At 37.1% G+C, this 17,283-nt stretch carries 15 protein-coding genes and 2 tRNA genes; 4 read left to right on the forward strand and 13 right to left on the reverse strand.

What is annotated here, in order from left to right; genetic code table 11:
* Window positions 1-5 precede the first annotated feature (5 nt).
* Window positions 6-869 carry a dihydropteroate synthase gene (gene folP / locus L6469_RS08365; protein WP_006281573.1) on the reverse strand — a complete coding sequence of 288 codons (864 nt, stop codon included), beginning with the start codon at window positions 867-869 and terminating at the stop codon, window positions 6-8.
* Between the two features lie 87 nt (window positions 870-956).
* On the opposite strand from folP, the gene L6469_RS08370 reads away from it, so the two are divergent.
* Together L6469_RS08370 and L6469_RS08375 are read left to right on the forward strand one after the other, a co-directional pair.
* A complete protein-coding gene (locus tag L6469_RS08370; protein ID WP_006281574.1) occupies window positions 957-2,261 on the forward strand; it encodes a UDP-N-acetylmuramoyl-tripeptide--D-alanyl-D-alanine ligase in 1,305 nt (434 codons plus the stop codon).
* An 81-nt stretch (window positions 2,262-2,342) separates the two neighbouring features.
* A complete protein-coding gene (locus L6469_RS08375; RefSeq protein ID WP_006281575.1) occupies window positions 2,343-3,107 on the forward strand; it encodes a HesA/MoeB/ThiF family protein in 765 nt (254 codons plus the stop codon).
* 42 nt (window positions 3,108-3,149) lie between these two features.
* On the opposite strand, the gene L6469_RS08380 is transcribed toward L6469_RS08375, so the two are convergent.
* Window positions 3,150-3,222 (reverse strand) — tRNA-Phe (locus L6469_RS08380).
* 118 nt (window positions 3,223-3,340) lie between these two features.
* Here L6469_RS08380 and L6469_RS08385 point away from each other — a divergent pair.
* Window positions 3,341-3,413, forward strand: a tRNA-Pro gene (locus L6469_RS08385).
* A gap of 41 nt (window positions 3,414-3,454) precedes the next feature.
* Here the strand turns inward: L6469_RS08385 and L6469_RS08390 are convergent.
* The 7 genes from L6469_RS08390 to L6469_RS08420 all read right to left on the reverse strand — a co-directional run bounded on the left by L6469_RS08390 (window position 3,455) and on the right by L6469_RS08420 (window position 10,980).
* Window positions 3,455-4,387 carry a ComEA family DNA-binding protein gene (locus tag L6469_RS08390; RefSeq protein WP_006281576.1) on the reverse strand — a complete coding sequence of 311 codons (933 nt, stop codon included), beginning with the start codon at window positions 4,385-4,387 and terminating at the stop codon, window positions 3,455-3,457.
* A gap of 48 nt (window positions 4,388-4,435) precedes the next feature.
* Window positions 4,436-5,803, reverse strand: a complete 1,368-nt coding sequence (locus tag L6469_RS08395; protein WP_006281577.1) for a sodium-dependent transporter — start codon at window positions 5,801-5,803, stop codon at window positions 4,436-4,438.
* A 38-nt stretch (window positions 5,804-5,841) separates the two neighbouring features.
* The gene (locus tag L6469_RS08400; protein WP_006281578.1) at window positions 5,842-7,203 is read right to left on the reverse strand and encodes a sodium-dependent transporter; all 1,362 of its coding nucleotides are present in this window, start codon (window positions 7,201-7,203) and stop codon (window positions 5,842-5,844) included.
* Between the two features lie 121 nt (window positions 7,204-7,324).
* A complete protein-coding gene (locus tag L6469_RS08405) occupies window positions 7,325-7,825 on the reverse strand; it encodes a CYTH domain-containing protein (protein ID WP_006281579.1) in 501 nt (166 codons plus the stop codon).
* Entirely contained in the window at window positions 7,825-7,974 is a 150-nt protein-coding gene (locus L6469_RS08410; RefSeq protein ID WP_027453164.1) for a hypothetical protein, read from the reverse strand. The genes L6469_RS08405 and L6469_RS08410 overlap by 1 nt, the downstream gene beginning before the upstream one ends.
* A gap of 30 nt (window positions 7,975-8,004) precedes the next feature.
* Window positions 8,005-9,135, reverse strand: a complete 1,131-nt coding sequence (prfB, locus tag L6469_RS08415; RefSeq protein WP_006281580.1) for a peptide chain release factor 2 — start codon at window positions 9,133-9,135, stop codon at window positions 8,005-8,007.
* A gap of 36 nt (window positions 9,136-9,171) precedes the next feature.
* Window positions 9,172-10,980: an AMP-dependent synthetase/ligase gene (locus L6469_RS08420; RefSeq protein WP_006281581.1), complete on the reverse strand. Its 1,809-nt coding sequence runs from the start codon at window positions 10,978-10,980 to the stop codon at window positions 9,172-9,174.
* Between the two features lie 132 nt (window positions 10,981-11,112).
* Between L6469_RS08420 and L6469_RS08425 the strand changes: the two genes are divergently transcribed.
* Complete coding sequence (locus L6469_RS08425) at window positions 11,113-12,180, forward strand: M20 family metallo-hydrolase (RefSeq protein WP_006281582.1); 1,068 nt, start codon at window positions 11,113-11,115, stop codon at window positions 12,178-12,180.
* Window positions 12,181-12,386: 206 nt separating this feature from the next.
* Here L6469_RS08425 and L6469_RS08430 read toward each other — a convergent pair whose 3' ends face one another.
* The 4 genes from L6469_RS08430 to dut all read right to left on the reverse strand — a co-directional run bounded on the left by L6469_RS08430 (window position 12,387) and on the right by dut (window position 17,187).
* Window positions 12,387-14,036 (reverse strand): murein hydrolase activator EnvC family protein, encoded by a 1,650-nt coding sequence (locus tag L6469_RS08430; RefSeq protein WP_006281583.1) that lies wholly within the window; start codon window positions 14,034-14,036, stop codon window positions 12,387-12,389.
* Window positions 14,036-14,947: a DUF4292 domain-containing protein gene (locus L6469_RS08435; RefSeq protein WP_006281584.1), complete on the reverse strand. Its 912-nt coding sequence runs from the start codon at window positions 14,945-14,947 to the stop codon at window positions 14,036-14,038. Before L6469_RS08435 ends, L6469_RS08430 begins: the two co-directional genes overlap by 1 nt.
* 2 nt (window positions 14,948-14,949) lie before the next feature.
* The gene (locus L6469_RS08440; RefSeq protein ID WP_231390718.1) at window positions 14,950-16,659 is read right to left on the reverse strand and encodes a tetratricopeptide repeat protein; all 1,710 of its coding nucleotides are present in this window, start codon (window positions 16,657-16,659) and stop codon (window positions 14,950-14,952) included.
* Between the two features lie 90 nt (window positions 16,660-16,749).
* The gene (gene dut / locus L6469_RS08445; RefSeq protein WP_006281586.1) at window positions 16,750-17,187 is read right to left on the reverse strand and encodes a dUTP diphosphatase; all 438 of its coding nucleotides are present in this window, start codon (window positions 17,185-17,187) and stop codon (window positions 16,750-16,752) included.
* Window positions 17,188-17,283 lie beyond the last annotated feature (96 nt).

Here is a 17,283-nt window from a genome sequence, read left to right on the forward strand (position 1 = left end):
AGAGTCTACACTTGAGAAGAAGAAATCAATTGATTATATATGGTTACAGCTTGAGAAGCCTCCAATACATCATGTACACGAAGTATTTTTGCACCTTTCATCAGTGCCATGGTATCCACAACAGTTGTACCATTCAATGCTTCATCAGCAGGCACCTGAATAAGTTGATGTATCATGCGCTTACGAGATACTCCAGCCAATACCGGCAGGCCAAATATTTCTAACTTATCCATTTCGTTAAGTATCTGGTAATTAGCCTCTATCGTTTTACCAAATCCAAAGCCAGGATCAAGAATTATATCCTTAACTTGCAATTCATGAAGCTGCTCTATTTCACGAGAAAAACGATATATCATATCATGTAGATTACCCTGTACAGACATCAGGATATAAGGAACTTTTAATTTTCCCATCATTTGGAAAATTTCTGGATATTCCCTTTCTTTTGAAGATTCTAAAGGAGTATCTACAATCCCCGTGATTCCACCTTCAGAAACATCATTGATAATATCTACCCCATATTCTTCCACTGCCATACGAGCTACATTCGGACGATAAGTATCGACAGAAACGATAGAAGAAGGAGATTCACGGCGTACGATAGCCAATGCAAAACGTAATCTACGCATTTCCTCTTCTTCCGAGACTTCTTGAGCACCAGGACGAGTCGAAAAAGCACCAACATCAATGATAGAACCACCTTCATTGATAATCTGCCAAGTTCGTTCAGCTATTTCTACTTCTGTTTGTTTACGACTTCCGGCAAAGAAACTGTCGGGGGTACAATTCAAGATACCCATAACAACTGGTTTCTGTAACGAAAGCAGTTGTCCATGGACATTTATCATATAGTCATTTTGCGCTGTCATATTACTGCAAAATTAAGAATATTAATTGAGAAAAAGCAGTAGCTTACAGTTTTTTTTGTACTTTTGCATTCAAATATTTATCACATCATGGATATAAAAGAACTCTACAAAATCTATCAAGAGCATCCTACGGTTACAACAGATAGCCGTGACTGTCCTCAAGATAGTATCTTCATTGCTTTGAAAGGCGAATCATTCGATGGTAACAAGTTTGCTGCCTCGGCTTTGGAAAAAGGTTGTTCCTATGCGATTATCGATGAGAAAGAATATGCCGTCGAAGGTGACTCAAGATATATTCTTACCGACAATACCCTAACCACATTCAAGGAACTAGCAAGAGAACATCGTCGGCAGTTTGATATACCTGTTATTGGTATCACTGGTACTAACGGAAAAACAACTACAAAAGAACTAGTTTCTGCTGTACTCAGTGAAAAATATAATGTAATGCATACCGAAGGAAATTTTAATAATGACATCGGTGTACCAAAGACTTTACTGAGACTAAATAAGGAACATGAAATCGCAGTTGTAGAGATGGGTGCAAGCCATCCTGGAGACATCGATGTTCTTGTCAAATATGTAGAACCGACTTGTGGTATGATTACCAATGTTGGTCGTGCTCACTTACTGGGCTTTGGAAGTTTTGAAGGCGTCAAAAAGACCAAAGGTGAATTATATGACTTTTTAGCTGAAAACGATGCTTTAGTATTTCTTAATGAAAGCAATCCACATCTTGTAAAGATGGTTCAGCAACGCAACATCAACCGCGTAATTACCTATGGCCAAGATGAAGATGCCAACATCCAAGGTGAAGTGCTCAGCTGTGCACCATTCCTGAAATTTAATTGGAGAAAAGAAGGCGAACCTCAGTTATACGAAGTTCAGACACAACTGATTGGTGCATATAATATCGACAATATGTTAGCTGCTATTACTATAGGCTTGCATTTCGGGGTTGATCCTGTACAGATTAATCATGCCCTAGAAAATTACTGCCCGAGCAACAATAGAAGTCAACTTACTGTTACTGAAAATAACAAGTTAATCGTAGATGCCTACAATGCCAATCCTTCTAGCATGGCTGCCGCCCTTGAAAATTTCAAAGTCATGGCAGTTTCACCCAAAATGGCTATACTTGGCGATATGCGTGAATTAGGTAACGTTTCTGACGCAGAGCATCAGAAGATTGCTGACATGCTCAAAGAATGCAATATTGATAAAGTATGGTTAGTAGGTGAAGAATTTGAAAAGACGAACTGTAATTTTACCAAATTCCACAATGTGGATGAAGTAAAAGAGGCTATACGACAGGAGAACCTTTCCGGATATTATATCCTTATTAAAGGCTCTAACGGCATTAAGCTATTCCAGCTTCCTGAATTATTATAAATTAAGAACTATCACTATATATTAATAAGAGCTGAAACTTTTTACCCAGTTTCAGCTCTTATCATAATAAATAAATAAAATATGACTGATTTAACCTCAGAACAAAAAGAAAGATATCATCGTAACATTCTACTTCCTTCTATTGGTATAGAAGGCCAAAAAAAAATTCTAAATGCACAAGTACTGATAGTCGGATCTGGAGGTTTGGGCTCTCCTATTGCGCTTTATCTTGCCGCTGCTGGTGTTGGTCATATTGGTATTATAGATGCAGATCGCGTAGATCTGTCTAATCTACAACGCCAAATTATACACTCTACACCCGATTTAGGACGATTAAAAGTTGAGAGTGCTCAAGAAAAAATAGAAAGACTTAACCCTGACACTAAAGTTACTACCTATCATACCCGTCTTACATCCGATAACGCAGAAAAAATTATCTCATCCTGGGATTTTATTGTAGATGCAACAGATAATTTTCAAACTAAATTTCTTATCAACGATACATGTATCAAGTTGAAGAAGCCTTTCTCACATGGTGCAATTCGAGCCTTTACCGGACAGACTTTTACACATGTACCTGGCACAACCTGTTATCGATGCTACTTACAAGAGCCGCCTGCCGAAAATGATGTACCACGTAGCCATGAGACCGGAGTATTTGGAGCCATCGCTGGTATGCTTGGTACAATACAAGCGGCCGAAGTACTGAAATACTTTACAGGCTCAGGCGAATTACTTACCAATAAGTTACTTACTTTTGACGCACTCAACATGAAATTCAGAACGATGACTATACACAAAAGAGATAACTGCATTTGTCAGCACCCAAATAAGAACAAAATATAAGAACTAAAAAAAGCGATTACGTAAAACGTAATCGCTTGTCTGTGGTACCTCTTGGAGTTGAACCAAGGACACATGGATTTTCAGTCCATTGCTCTACCACCTGAGCTAAGGTACCATTTCTGAATTGCGAGTGCAAAGATAAAACATTTTTTTGATTCCCACAAATTTTCTTCTAATTTTCTCTCAAAAAAAATTGATTATTCGTTTTTTTAGTGTAACTTTGCATTGCAAATCGGGATTTAGCGCAGTTGGTAGCGCACTACGTTCGGGACGTAGGGGTCGGGCGTTCGAGTCGCCTAATCCCGACAGAAAGCACTAAATGGATGATTCATTTAGTGCTTTATATATTAAAATGATACATAAGGTGACAGTCGCTGTATGTCTTCAGCAGAAAAGTCTTTAAAAAGATGCAGCTCTGACAAGCTATTCAAGGGCCCTTTTAATCTACGATAATCACATATTTCACGAGCCTGATAAAAATTAATATATGGATGCTTACGAAGCTGATTTAAAGACAGTTTATTTACATTTAACTTGTGGATACTCTTATTGTTTATAACAAAAAATTTCAAGGCCTCTTCAGGAAACCCATCTATCTCCAAAAGTTGAGATACACTGAAATATCCACCTAACTGCTCTCGATAACGAACAATACGAGAAGCAAAAGTACTACCAATGCCAGGAACCTTTTTCAACATTGTAGTATCAGCCGTATTCAAAGATATATATTGTCCCACCTTTAACTTTTGAGGATATTTCAATGTATCACGCTCAAAAGAACGATTTTTTTCTGCATGAGAAACGGATGATTCAGGAAACAACTCTGCAGAAGGTTGATAATCATCACTAATCTGAATATAAGGTTCCAATGCACGATATTGCTTTTTTGTCAATCCATACAATCTGGCAAAATCTTCAGGTCTACGGTAAATACCACCCTTAGCACGATATCGATAAATACTTCTTACTTGCCAAGCCTGCAATCCTAAAGCCAATAACTGTGTACTATCTGCTGTATTAGGATCAAATGGAAACAAAGCTACATTTTTGCCTTCTACTTGATAATACTCTGCAGGTACATGATTACGACCATTCAATTGCGACACCGAATTTCCATAAAACCGCAATGAGTCTTCGTGAGACATATCTACACGAGTATAACTTGTATCAATATAAAAAAAGATAAAGATACAAACAACAGTGATTAACAATAAAACAAAAAGAGCCTTTCTATCGTTGCGCTGAAGATAAAAAATATGCTTCAAATAATTTCGCATCATTCTAGAATATATAACATACTTAAGCCATATATCTATAAAACGTAGCTATTATATTTTTATTATTCCCAATTGACGTAAAAAAATGAGTGCTATTAATACTGGACAAATAAACCGAACAGTAAAGATCCAAATACCATAGAAAGTACTCTTTAATGTACCCCAATTTGTGAATTCATCTTTTACAATTTTCTTGGAAACAAACCATCCCAAGAATATACAAGTAAAGAAAGAACCTAATGGAAGTAGAATATTTGAAGTAAGATAATCACAACAATCTAAAAAAGACTTATTTGCTATAAATTCCGTCAAGAACTGATTAGCACCAAAAGACAAAGAGCATAATATACCTATCACCATACAAACAGCAGTTTCGATGCAAGCTCCCTGCTTACGAGGTATTTTTAATTCCTCATAAAAAAAAGCCGTACCAATTTCATGCATAGAAATAGTAGATGTCAATGCTGCCAATGACAAAAGGAAATAAAATAACACAGATATAATATTTCCTAAAACTGGAACACCCGAGAATACTTGATAAAATACATTTGGCAGTGTTATAAAAATTAAAGATGGTCCACTATCAGGATTAACTCCAATAGAGAATGCTGCAGGAAAAATCATCAAACCAGCTAAAATTGCAATAAACGAATCTATAAGCGCTATAACAACAGCTGATTTTACCAAATTAGTCTGCCTATTGAAATAAGAAGCATACGTGCAAAGGCAAGCCGTACCTAGGCTTAAAGAAAAAAATGCCTGCCCCAAAGCATCAAAAATAACAGAAGACGATAATTTGCTCCAATCTACTTGAAACAAAAACTCAATTCCCTTAGAAGCATTTGGCAAAGAACATGATGCTATCACTATGATAACCAACAAAACAAATAAGGTTGGCATCAAGATATTAGAGGCCTTCTCTATACCGTTACGAACACCTCTAACCACAACAAAGTGTGTTAATAAAATAAAGCAAATTGTCCAACAAGTAGGTTCTATTGGATTAGAAGAGAACTCCTTGAAGTATTGTTGCACATAAACAGCATCTCCATTTATCTTTGCTGTTAAGGAAGCGAACAGATATTGAAGACACCATCCAGCAATAACAGCATAAAAGCCCAATATAATCATAGAGGTAAAGACACCCATATAACCAATAAGCCCCCAAGGGCCTTTTAAACTTAAATTACGATAAGCCCTTGCTGCATTGGTTCCCGAATGACGTCCTATAACAAATTCTGCAATAACACCAGGTATTCCTAATAACAAAATACAGACAAAATAAACAGCAATAAAAGCTGCGCCACCATTTTGACCTGTCATATAAGGAAATCTCCAAATATTTCCCAAACCTACAGCAGAACCTGCTGTAGCTAAAATTACACCGATTTTTGTAGCAAAACTTCCTCTATTTTCCATAAAAAATTATTCAGCTATCTTACCTTTATTGGCTACACTTAAATTACTCCCAACTGATGAAGAAAGATGACCAATATACATACAGGACAAACAAAACGCATAGTGAACAAAAAGAAATTAAAAAAAGTACCCTTTAATGTTCCCCAATTCGTAAACTCATCTTTAACCACTTGCTTAGGTACAATCCACCCCAAGAATATACAAGTAAGGAAACCACCTATTGGCAAAAAAATCTGCCCTGTTACAAAATCAAAGACTTCGAATAATGGTTTCCCAAAGAAAGACAAACCGCTCCAATTTCCTAATGATAACGAGCAAATAGAACCTATAACCAAAGTCGAGATAGTAACTATCAATGCACCCTTCTTACGGCTTATATGCAACTCTTCATATAAAAAAGCCGTACTTACCTCATGAAGAGATATTAAAGAGGTCAAAGCTGCTAAAGAAAGTAAACCATAAAACATCAAAGATACGATAACACCTATAAGAGGTTGGTTGCCAAAAGCTTGCTGAAATACATTTGGCAAAGTTATAAATACCAATGAGGCTCCACTATTCGGTTGAACACCAACAGAGAATGCAGCCGGAAATATCACCAATCCAGCCAAAATAGCTACCAAACTGTCCAATGCACTAATCTGGAGAGCAGATTTAATCAAATTCGTCTGACGAGAAAAATAAGAAGCAAATGTACAGATACATCCCATAGCAATACTCAATGAGTAAAAAGACTGCCCTAAGGCTCCAAGAAAAACATCAGACGTAACTTTACCCCAATCAGGAACAAAGAGAAAAGCTATACCCTTTGACGCATTCGGAAGCAGGCATGCTGCAACAACCATCATAACCAACAAGATAAACAAAGTTGGCATGAGCATCTTCGATATTTTCTCTATACCTCCTCTTACACCATTAATAATGACCACATGGGTTACAATAATAACTACTAACGTCCAAAATAATGGCATAAAAGGATCCATAGAAAAATTACTGAAATAATCAGCAAAATATTGAGGATCACCATGAAGTTGTCCGGTTATAGTTGCAAAAACATACTGCAAACACCAACCGGCAACAACAGCATAATAACCTGTAATCAAAAAACCGGTTAATACACCAAGAAAACCTATATACTTCCATGAACTTCCACCAGAAATCTTGCTATAAGCTCGATATGTATTAGAAGCACCATGACGACCTATAATAAATTCACCTAGCATACATGGCAAACCCAGTATCAAAACGCATCCAAAATAAATCAGAATAAACGCCGCACCTCCGTTTTCACCAGCCATATATGGAAAACGCCATACATTACCTAATCCAACAGCAGAACCTGCCGTAGCCAATATTGCACCTAACTTACTACCAAAATTTACTCTCTCTGTATTTGACATAAAATTCTTCTTTTCGATTTACACTGCAAAAGTATAAAAAAAAATATATCCTTTTATGCAAAAACGAAAGAAAATATCCAGATAATATATCAATTTCTCAGCCGTCTTACTTTTATATCACTTATATGTACTCTTCTGGTAAAGTATTCTTCCATAAAGAGAAAGGATTCTCTAATAAATGTGAATTGTAAAATCGCTTATCACCTGTTACCTCTATTCCTATAAATTCTGGTTTTTCAAATTCTTCTTCTGTACTTGATAACTCTACTTCAGCCATAATAAGGCCCACATTTTCACCATGGAAATCGTCTATTTCAAAAGTATGATTTTCTGATTTTACCAAATACCGATGCTTATCTATCACCCCACCCTTACATAGTTTGATAAGATGCAGAGCCTCATCCATAGTAATTTCTTTTTCAAATTCATAACGAGACAATCCCCCATCCACCGAATGGCTTTTTATCGTAAGGTAAGCCTGATTATCACGAATCCGAATACGAACTGTAGCACCATCAGCAGGAATATATCCCTGCACAATATGACTGCAAGAAAAGGCGGCACGTTTAAACGCGTCGCCTTTCTTGACTAAAAATTTCCTTTCTATTTCAAATCCACTCATTATACAATATAGACTGTAAATATTGCAAACATAATAGCTAGTACAATCAGAATGCCAAAAATCCAATTGACTACTTTTCTTCCTTGTTTTTCTTGTTTGGCCATATAAGCATCATGCTTTGCCTTTCTTAGTGCTTTATTAGTACCCATGATATGTTGTTTTAAAGGTTTATAATTCGATTATTCTGCAGAAGCAGCATCGACTGCAGCAAATTCCATCAAATATGATTTGATAAATTCATCTAATTTACCATCCATAACTCCATCCACATCAGAAGTCTGGTAATTAGTTCGGTGATCTTTTACGCGACGGTCATCAAATACATAGCTACGGATTTGACTTCCCCACTCAATTTTTTTCTTACCAGCTTCAACTTTAGCCTGTTCTGCTTGCTTTCTTTTCAACGCCCGATCATATAACTGTGACTTCAACAGTAACATAGCCTTAGCACGGTTTTTAGGTTGATCTCGTGTCTCCGTATTCTCAATCAGGATCTCTTCATGCTCACCAGTATCAGGATCCTCATACTGATAACGAAGACGAACTCCAGACTCTACCTTATTCACATTCTGACCACCAGCACCACCAGAGCGGAAAGTATCCCAAGAAACCTTGGCAGGATCAACATAAATTTCGATAGTATCATCTACAAGAGGAGTAACGAAAACAGAAGCGAAACTAGTCATACGCTTACCTTGAGCATTGTATGGAGAGACACGAACTAAACGATGTACGCCATTCTCACTCTTTAGGAAACCGTAAGCGAACTCACCGCCCTCAATCGTCATTTCCACACTCTTAATACCAGCTTCATCACCATCTTGCATATTGGTAATCTTTACGCTATATCCATGAGCCTCACACCAACGCATATACATACGCATCAACATAGAAGCCCAATCTTGACTTTCTGTACCACCAGCACCAGAATTTATTTTCAATACAGCATCCATACTGTCTTCTTCCTGACGAAGCATATTCTTCAACTCAAGATTCTCAATAGCCTTAATAGCTTTAGCATAATCGTCATCAACTTCTTCTTCAGTAACCATTTCATCCTTATAGAATTCAAAAGCTAACTGAAGTTCGTCTGCATATTGCCTAACCTCTTTATAACCATCAAGCCACTTCTGGATTTCCTTGACTTTTTTCATTTGTTCCTGAGCATATTTAGGATCATCCCAAAAATCAGGAGCCTGTGTGCGTAGTTGTTCTTCCTCGAACTCTACTTTTTTCTGATCTATATTCAAATAACGATATAGAGCTTCAGTACGCTCCATAACATTTTTTAACTGGTCTGCTGTTATCATCTTATTCTATTTTAATCTATTCATGGGCGCACCCCATTAACACTCATACATCTTATCTATAATTTCTTTGAAATTCTTATAAATTACCGACCTTCTAATCTTTAAAGTATTAGTCAGTTCACCTGATTCCATTGAGAAATGATGAGCAAGTAGTGTAAATTGCTTAATCTGTTCATAAGGAGCAAGTTGCTGCTGCAGTGTTTTAATTCTGTCAAACATCATCTTTACGACCTTCTCATTTGAACAAAGAGACTCTCTTGAATCAACTTTTATTTTATGCTCTCGTGCCCATTCTTCCAACACGCGAAAATCAGGAACAATCAATGCAGAAACAAATTTGCGCTGATCTGCAATAACTACAACTTGATCTACAAATTTATCGACTAACAACAATGCTTCTATTTGCTGTGGGGCAATATATTTTCCATTAGAAGTTTTAAAAAGATCTTTAATGCGTTCTTTCAAAAACAACTCACCATTTTTCAGATAGCCAGCGTCACCTGTATGGAAGAATCCTTCTTCATCGAAAGATTTGGCATTCACAGAGTCACGATGATAATAACCTGGGGTAATGGTAGGCCCCTTTAATAAAATCTCATCGTTCTCACCGATTTTAATTTGAATTCCATCTATCGGTCGTCCTACAGAACCAATAGTAAATGGTTCATTTGCATGATCGCAAGACACTGTTGCCAAACTTTCAGTAAGACCATATCCCACTATCATATTAATGCCGATGGAATGAATAAATTCCTCTACTTCTGGAGACACATAAGCCCCTGCTGTAGGAAAAATGTGTGGATGGTCTAGTCCTAGTTGCTTACGCACCAAACCCAAAATAGATTTATTATAAGCCTTATACTGTAATTCCAGCAAAAGAGGCACACGATGACCTTTACTTTTATAAACGATATTGCGCTTATGCCCTACTGCTAAAGCTGCCTGGAATATTTTCTTCTGAATAGCACTTGCAGAATCCATTTTTGCTTTAACAGCGATATAGACCTTTTCCCAAAAACGAGGCACAGAACTCATACAAGTTGGATGGGTTTCACGCATACTCTCCTGAATTTCCTTCGGATATGTATTAATAATCATCAATGCACCCTTCGACATAGCCAGATAAGCCCAGCCACGTTCAAAGATATGAGTGAATGGCAAGAAATTGATCACCCTATCATTTTCATTCACAGGTACACATTTAGCATTAGCTTCCAAAGCAGCTTTATACTGTTCATATGTAAGCACCACACCCTTACTATCACCAGTAGTACCACTCGTATAGAGGATATTACAGATATCTTTATCCGAAGCTTCACTCCAAAGTTTTTCCACTTCAGACTGGCGCGGTAGATTTTCACCTAATTTGATAAAATCTTCAAAGTAAAGAGTATTCGGATCATGTGAACTAATACGTACACTAGGATCATATATGACTATGCGTTCCAAAGTTGGGCATAAAGCGAACACTCTATGTGCTTTATCATATTGCTCTTGTTCTCCAACAAAAAGAATACGAATTTCGCTATCATTCAACATATATTGAATCTGCTGTTCACTGCTTGTCGCATAAAAAGGAATAGATATCACTCTTACACCATAAGCACCAAAATCCGTATACAAATATTGGATACAATTCTGAGAGAATACTGCTATTTTATCCTGTGGTTTTAACCCAAGATTAAGAAGCGCATTACTTACCTGTTTTACTCGTAAAGAGAATTGATTCCAGGAAACATCTTTCCATTTTTGGCTTCCAAAATTACGGAAAGTTAAAGCTGGTTTATCACCATACTTTTTAGCCTGTTCATGAATTAAAACCGAAAGATGACATCTCGTTTGCATAATAACAAAGTTTTATATTATTGCAAAGATAGAAGAATTTCATAAGAAAACAAAATAAATTGCCAACCATAATTTTCTTTTTCGGTATTTTTTTTATTTGTATATCATAAAAATTATGTAAGTTTGCGGAATATGAAAGAACTAGAATTATATACTAACGATGCTATCGAACTTTTACAAAAGCTCATTGCTATTCCATCTGTCAGCAGAACTGAAAAAGATGCAGCAGACGCTCTAGAAGAATCAATAATCCAATATGGTTTCAAACCTCATCGCGAAGGTAATAATATTTGGATACTCAGCGAAGAATGGGATACTAATAAGCCTACTCTTCTGCTCAATGCACATATTGATACTGTTAAACCTGTTGCGACATGGACAAAAAATCCATACGAACCGATCCTTGAAAACGGTATGCTATATGGCCTTGGAAGCAATGACTGTGGAGGTGGACTCGTCTCATTACTCCAAGTCTATCGTTTTTTAGCTAAAGAACCACAAAGTTTCAACTATATTTATTTAGCTTCCGCAGAAGAGGAAATCAGCGGTAAAGATGGCATCAGTAGAGCACTACCTTTACTGCCATCTGTTGATTTAGCCATTGTCGGTGAGCCCACTGGCATGCAACCTGCGGTTGCAGAAAAAGGACTTATGGTTATTGATGTTATAGCACACGGTAAAAGTGGGCACGCTGCTAGAAACGAAGGCGTTAACGCCATCTATGAAATAATTGACGATCTAACTTGGCTTAAGAATTATAAATTTAATAGAGTAAGTCCTTTCCTTGGTCCAACCAAGATGACAGTTACCCAAATCAATGCAGGAACCCAGCACAATGTTATTCCTGATAAATGTACTTTAGTCGTAGATATTAGAACCAACGAATTCTATGATAATGAAGATGTTTTTCATTTTATCGATGAACATACCAAAAGTGAATGTCATGCACACTCCTACCGACTTAAATCATCAAGAATAGATGTAGAACATCCGATTATTCAAAAGTGTATTTCTATGGGAATGACTCCTTTCGGATCTCCAACACTAAGTGATCAAGCACTCATGAGTTTCCCTTCTTTTAAATTAGGACCAGGAGAAAGCAGTAGAAGTCACTCCGCTGATGAATACATCAAAATCGATGAAATAAGAAATGCAATTAAGCAATATACTGAATTACTCCATCATACTGATATACGATAATACTGCATTATTCTGTTATATGTGTCTTTACGCATCTTTGTTGAAAATCTTACATACTGTAAAAGTCAGCAACTATTCGACAATTATTGTTATGCCAGGATTCGATGCATCGATATCATTTTTTTAAAGCTCTTCATATTACATGATAACATGAGAAATATAAAAAAGAGGCTTAAATCTTAATAAATTTAAGCCTCTTTTTTATATTATCGACCTAGCCAAGCTTCAGGATTCAATTTAGCCGTTTCTTTACGGAGCTGAAACTGCAATATATTATCTGCTCCTACCGAACCTAATCCTTGTCTTGCACTAACCCGTTGCCCACGATGGACAGCCACAGACTTCAAGTTACAATAAACAGAAATATACGCCCCGTGGCGAACCATGACAACCCATGTACCCGAGTAGCCGAAGACTGCAGAAACCTCACCATCATAAATGGCTCTGGCATTACACCCTGCATGCCCCATAATATTAATACCTTTATTATCAAGAGTAACACCATTTAAGCCATCTACGCTATGTTGACCAAAATGGCTGACAATACGATAGCTACCTGTAATAGGCATAGGAAGTCGACCACGATTAGCTTCAAATCCACTATTCATCATACGGTCTACCGATGACAAAGATTCAGCCTCACGAGCCTCTTCTTTAGCTTCAGCTATTTCTTTTTTTGTTCTTACCTCATCAGCTTTCGCTTTACGCTCAGCTGCTTCTCGAGCCACTTGAGCTTCACGAGCAGCCTGAGCCGCTGCAGCTTCTCGAGCAGCGGCTGCCTTAGTTGCAGCCTCAGCAGCGGCAATCTTCTTAGCTTCAGCTGCTGCGGCCTGAGCACGTTTGGCAGCTTCGGCAGCCTTACGAGCGGCCTCGGCCTCTGCTTTCAATTTAGCCTCTCTCGCTTTTGCCTCAGCTATTCGTCGTGCATTTTCACGAGCTGCGGCTTCGGCTGCAGCTTTCTTTTTAGCCAACTCAGCAGCTCTTCGCTTAGCAGCTTCGGCAGCAGCAGCTCTTTTCTTTGCTTCAGCTGCAGCACGAGCACGTGCTTTTGCCACTTCTTGTGCTACCAAACGATCTATTTGTGCATTCAATGCAGCATCTTTCTTATGTTGCTCTGCTATGATATTCTGTATCGTTTTTTGTTGGGACTGTAGTGTTTTCACTACATCTTGCTGCTCTGTCTTTTTGCCCTCCAATTCTGTACGCGCCCTTTTACTTTCGGTAAGCAAGCTGTTTTTATGCCCCTTTACTTTTTCCAGTTCAACATGCTTACCAGTAACCTCTTCTTGCTTGGCCTTTACCATATCACCCTGCGCCTTTTGGAAAGCAGCATATTGTCGTATAAAACGGAAACGGCGATACATTTGAGCAAAACTTTTGGCACTAAAAATAAACATAAGTTTATCTTGAACAGAATGATGTCTGCTCATATATCGCATAGACTTGATATACTTGGCCTTACGGTCTTGTAACTGCTGCTCTAACGTTTTGAGCTGACTTTTAAGAATGCCAATATTACCTTCTATATGGTGAATATCACTCTGAATACCATCTATACTTTTTTGCTTCTGGTCGATTTCACTGTTAATCACTAGAAGATTTTGAAGACGCTGCTTAACGTTTTCCTTATTAGCACGCAATTCAGCCTCCTGTTCACGAATTTTTTTCTGAATAGCAGCCCTTTGATTCTGCAATCCACGGATAGAAAAATTCGTATAAACAGTATTTTTAATTATTTTTGATTTTGCTACCTTTGTTGTTGTAGCCTTACCATTTAATTTCCTTTGCTTTTTATTCTGAGCATAAGGCAATAAGCAAAAAGAAATTAGTAATACAATTAATAGGACTCGTTTCATTACATATTCATAATTTGACCCAGTACTTCCTGGACATCTACTTGCTTATATTTGGGTGACAGTTCTGTTTCCAAACTCCAATCACTACTTGTACCCAACTCATCCATATTTATAGTTACCTTTACCTTTTGTTCCTTACGAGTTGCATGAGTAACAAATTCAAATATCTGAGAAGCAGGGAACTGTTTCACACCGATATTCTTAAAGTCAGAATACTTCCAATTTAAAGTAGAAGTGCCATACTTCGTATCTTTAAAAGCAATTATAGCTTCTTGGATTTTTGCTGAAGTTTTATCTGTATTCCAATTATAGGTCATTGATCCATTCTTCAATGTTAAAGGAATGAATTCACCCTTCTCATCAAGACTAACAGAGAAGCGCTTCAAATCAGAATCAGATACTTTAGTGTTACCTGGCACTAGCAACTGATTCCAAAACAAGGCCTGCAATGAATAAAAATTAAGCCCCTGCTTCTGTAAGAAATCTACCTGATTATAATCAGCCTTAATATACTGCTTATGAATTCGATCTACTATTAACACATAATCTGGTGTAAAATCCATGCGTCCAACTTCACTTCCTAATATTGGAATAAACAACTGGATGCGAATCATTTTATTCTTGCGAAGTTTAAGAGCTCCAGGAACAGATATATTTTTTGAACCCGCCTCAAGGCGAAAACTCATGCCACCGACAATATTTTCTGTATACACCTGATTATCATATACCCTACGTGCATAAGTCAATTCACGCACAGATCGTGTTTGAGATTTTTCAGACTCAACTTGCATATGTAAAGTATCTTGCTTCAAACGAGTTTCTGAATTGAGGGACATTTTTTTTGCTACACAAGATGTAGACAACATCAAAAGCACCATGCCCATCATGAAAAACAGTAATGGTTTATTCATTCTCATTCTTTAATATATTTTTTTTGTTTTATTTTACGAGGTAAAGCCTTGCTATCATTTCCTGCATGAAGAGACTTTTTCCAGAATTTTACAGCTTCTTCCTGCAATTGATTCATAGAATAAATATCGCCAGCATGTTCTAGGATAACCGCACTCTGTATGGAGTCTGAATCAGTTTTTATCGCCTGATCAATATATATTTTTGCTTCAGAATAACGCTGCTCCATAAATAATATCCAAGCATACGTATCCAAAAAAGTTACATTATTAGGCTCTGCCTTTATCGTCTTATAGCTCATCTGCTCCGCCTTCTGTAGATTTCTATTTTCTACACTGAGATAATAAGCATAATTGTTTAAGCACCCATAATTATCAGATTTCCACTGAAGACAACTATCATAAGCAGCAAAAGCCTCATCAGCCAATCCCTTTTGGTGTAGGATATCACCCATAATCGCATAGAAGTCTGATACGATATTAGCATTACTCTGCGAATTAATCTGACTTACACCACGTCTAAAGGCATCAAGCGCATTGTCATTCTTATCTTGTTGAAAATAAGACAAACCAAGGAAATAATAAAAAGCCATTTCGTCGGGACGATAGGCTATACCAGTCTGACTTAAACTAATCACTTTATCAAAGTCTTTCTTGGCCCAGTATGACTGAATGATCTGAATTCTAGCACCTGCATTATCCGGAGCAATCTCCAAAACCTTCTCCAATGCCTTATTTAGAGAATCTTCAGGCATTTTTTTTAAACTCATATAGGCAGCTTTCAACTCTGCAAGGTCGCCATTGGTTTGAGGAACAGACAAGGCTAAATCAAATAAATGAAATATTTTAGTTGAATCACCAGACTCCTGTTCATTTTTCTGTATAGCCGATCTGAGCATACTTGCCTTAGTTTCATTGTCCATTTTGGGACTTACTAGGATATTTAACATTAGTTTTTCTGCTAATGAATCCTCGTGAACTGCAGTATAATAATCATATAATGATGACTGTGCATAAGCATTATTCGGTTCGTCTTGAAGAACAGTCATAAAATTCTTATAAGCTTCTTTTTCTCTGCCATTCTGCATGAGCCAGTTACCAAGCATTATTTTATAGTTGGCATCCAGCGGATGCTTCTCTACAAGCGTCTTTAGTTCACGATAAGCAGACTTTTTGTCATTCATCATTTCGTAAACTCTCATTTTTGCTAAAGAAAACTGCTCACTACTACCCTGAAGAGTCTCCAAACGATTAATTGTTTGAATCATCATGTCATATTTCTTCTGCTGCTGATAGAGTTGTGCCAGCAATTGAAGATACTCTGCGCTCTCAGGATTTTTACGGCTCAATTCTTCATACTTTTCTATTGCCAAATCGTAATTACGATTACCAATATAATATTGAGCGATACGTTCTAAATAGGTAGAATTATCAGGATTTAAATCTGAAGCTTTCTCTAAGGAAGCCAAAGCTAACGAGTCATTTTTCAGCTGAGAATAATACATCGACTGATAATAATAGGCCTCAGCAGCATTAGGATTAATATCAAGCGCATGTTGCAACAGACTGAATGCTGCATCATATCTGCCCGCATTCTGCTGACGCATAGCTTCCAAAAAGAAATATTGATAGCGCTTCTGGTCATTTTTTGATAATTCGGTAACCGGAAGGGAACTATTACTCTTTTGGACCTTTCGGGCAAATAATGGTAGCAAGATAAAACTCAAGCAACCAATTATGAACAACTGATATATTATTTTTTTTCCTTTAAACATTTTACTATCTCCACCAACAATGGACCAAGATTATTTTACACCTGTATGGCCATAACCACCTGTTCCACGTTCTGTTTCATCCAACGAACTGACGATATCAAATTCACTCTGCTCATAACGTGCTATAACCATTTGAGCAACACGCTCTCCATCATTTATAATGAAATCCTGATCCGAGAAATTAATCAATAGTACCATGATTTCACCACGATAATCTGCATCAATCGTTCCCGGAGAATTCAACACGGTAATGCCATGCTTTAGAGCCAAACCTGAGCGAGGACGAATTTGAGCTTCATAACCATCAGGTAAAGCAATATGTAAACCGGTCGGAATAAGTTTTCTTTCCATAGGCCGCAAAACAACAGCCTCATCCAAATTAGCACGAAGATCCATACCTGCACTTTGCACTGTAGCGTAAGCAGGCAATTGCTGATGACCAGTATTAACGACTTTAATTTTCAACATAAATAGGTGATTTTACAGATTTAATTGCAAAAATAGCTATTTATCCTTACATACTAGCATTTTTAAACATAAAATGCTAGTATTTAGATAAAAATA

The organism is Segatella baroniae B14, from assembly GCF_022024235.1.
GTDB lineage: Bacteria > Bacteroidota > Bacteroidia > Bacteroidales > Bacteroidaceae > Prevotella > Prevotella bryantii.

Excerpts from the sequence above, each read along its gene's own strand:
- L6469_RS08405 (WP_006281579.1), bottom strand. The coding sequence starts at position 7,825 with ATGAGTGGATTTGAAATAGAAAGGAAATTTTTAGTCAAGAAAGGCGAC.
- dut (WP_006281586.1), bottom strand. The coding sequence starts at position 17,187 with ATGTTGAAAATTAAAGTCGTTAATACTGGTCATCAGCAATTGCCTGCT.
- L6469_RS08425 (WP_006281582.1), top strand. The coding sequence starts at position 11,113 with ATGAAAGAACTAGAATTATATACTAACGATGCTATCGAACTTTTACAA.
- L6469_RS08375 (WP_006281575.1), top strand. The coding sequence starts at position 2,343 with ATGACTGATTTAACCTCAGAACAAAAAGAAAGATATCATCGTAACATT.
- L6469_RS08400 (WP_006281578.1), bottom strand. The coding sequence starts at position 7,203 with ATGTCAAATACAGAGAGAGTAAATTTTGGTAGTAAGTTAGGTGCAATA.
- folP (WP_006281573.1), bottom strand. The coding sequence starts at position 869 with ATGACAGCGCAAAATGACTATATGATAAATGTCCATGGACAACTGCTT.
- L6469_RS08435 (WP_006281584.1), bottom strand. The coding sequence starts at position 14,947 with ATGAATAAACCATTACTGTTTTTCATGATGGGCATGGTGCTTTTGATG.
- L6469_RS08420 (WP_006281581.1), bottom strand. The coding sequence starts at position 10,980 with ATGCAAACGAGATGTCATCTTTCGGTTTTAATTCATGAACAGGCTAAA.
- L6469_RS08395 (WP_006281577.1), bottom strand. The coding sequence starts at position 5,803 with ATGGAAAATAGAGGAAGTTTTGCTACAAAAATCGGTGTAATTTTAGCT.
- L6469_RS08410 (WP_027453164.1), bottom strand. The coding sequence starts at position 7,974 with ATGGGTACTAATAAAGCACTAAGAAAGGCAAAGCATGATGCTTATATG.
- L6469_RS08390 (WP_006281576.1), bottom strand. The coding sequence starts at position 4,387 with ATGATGCGAAATTATTTGAAGCATATTTTTTATCTTCAGCGCAACGAT.
- L6469_RS08430 (WP_006281583.1), bottom strand. The coding sequence starts at position 14,036 with ATGAAACGAGTCCTATTAATTGTATTACTAATTTCTTTTTGCTTATTG.
- prfB (WP_006281580.1), bottom strand. The coding sequence starts at position 9,135 with ATGATAACAGCAGACCAGTTAAAAAATGTTATGGAGCGTACTGAAGCT.
- L6469_RS08370 (WP_006281574.1), top strand. The coding sequence starts at position 957 with ATGGATATAAAAGAACTCTACAAAATCTATCAAGAGCATCCTACGGTT.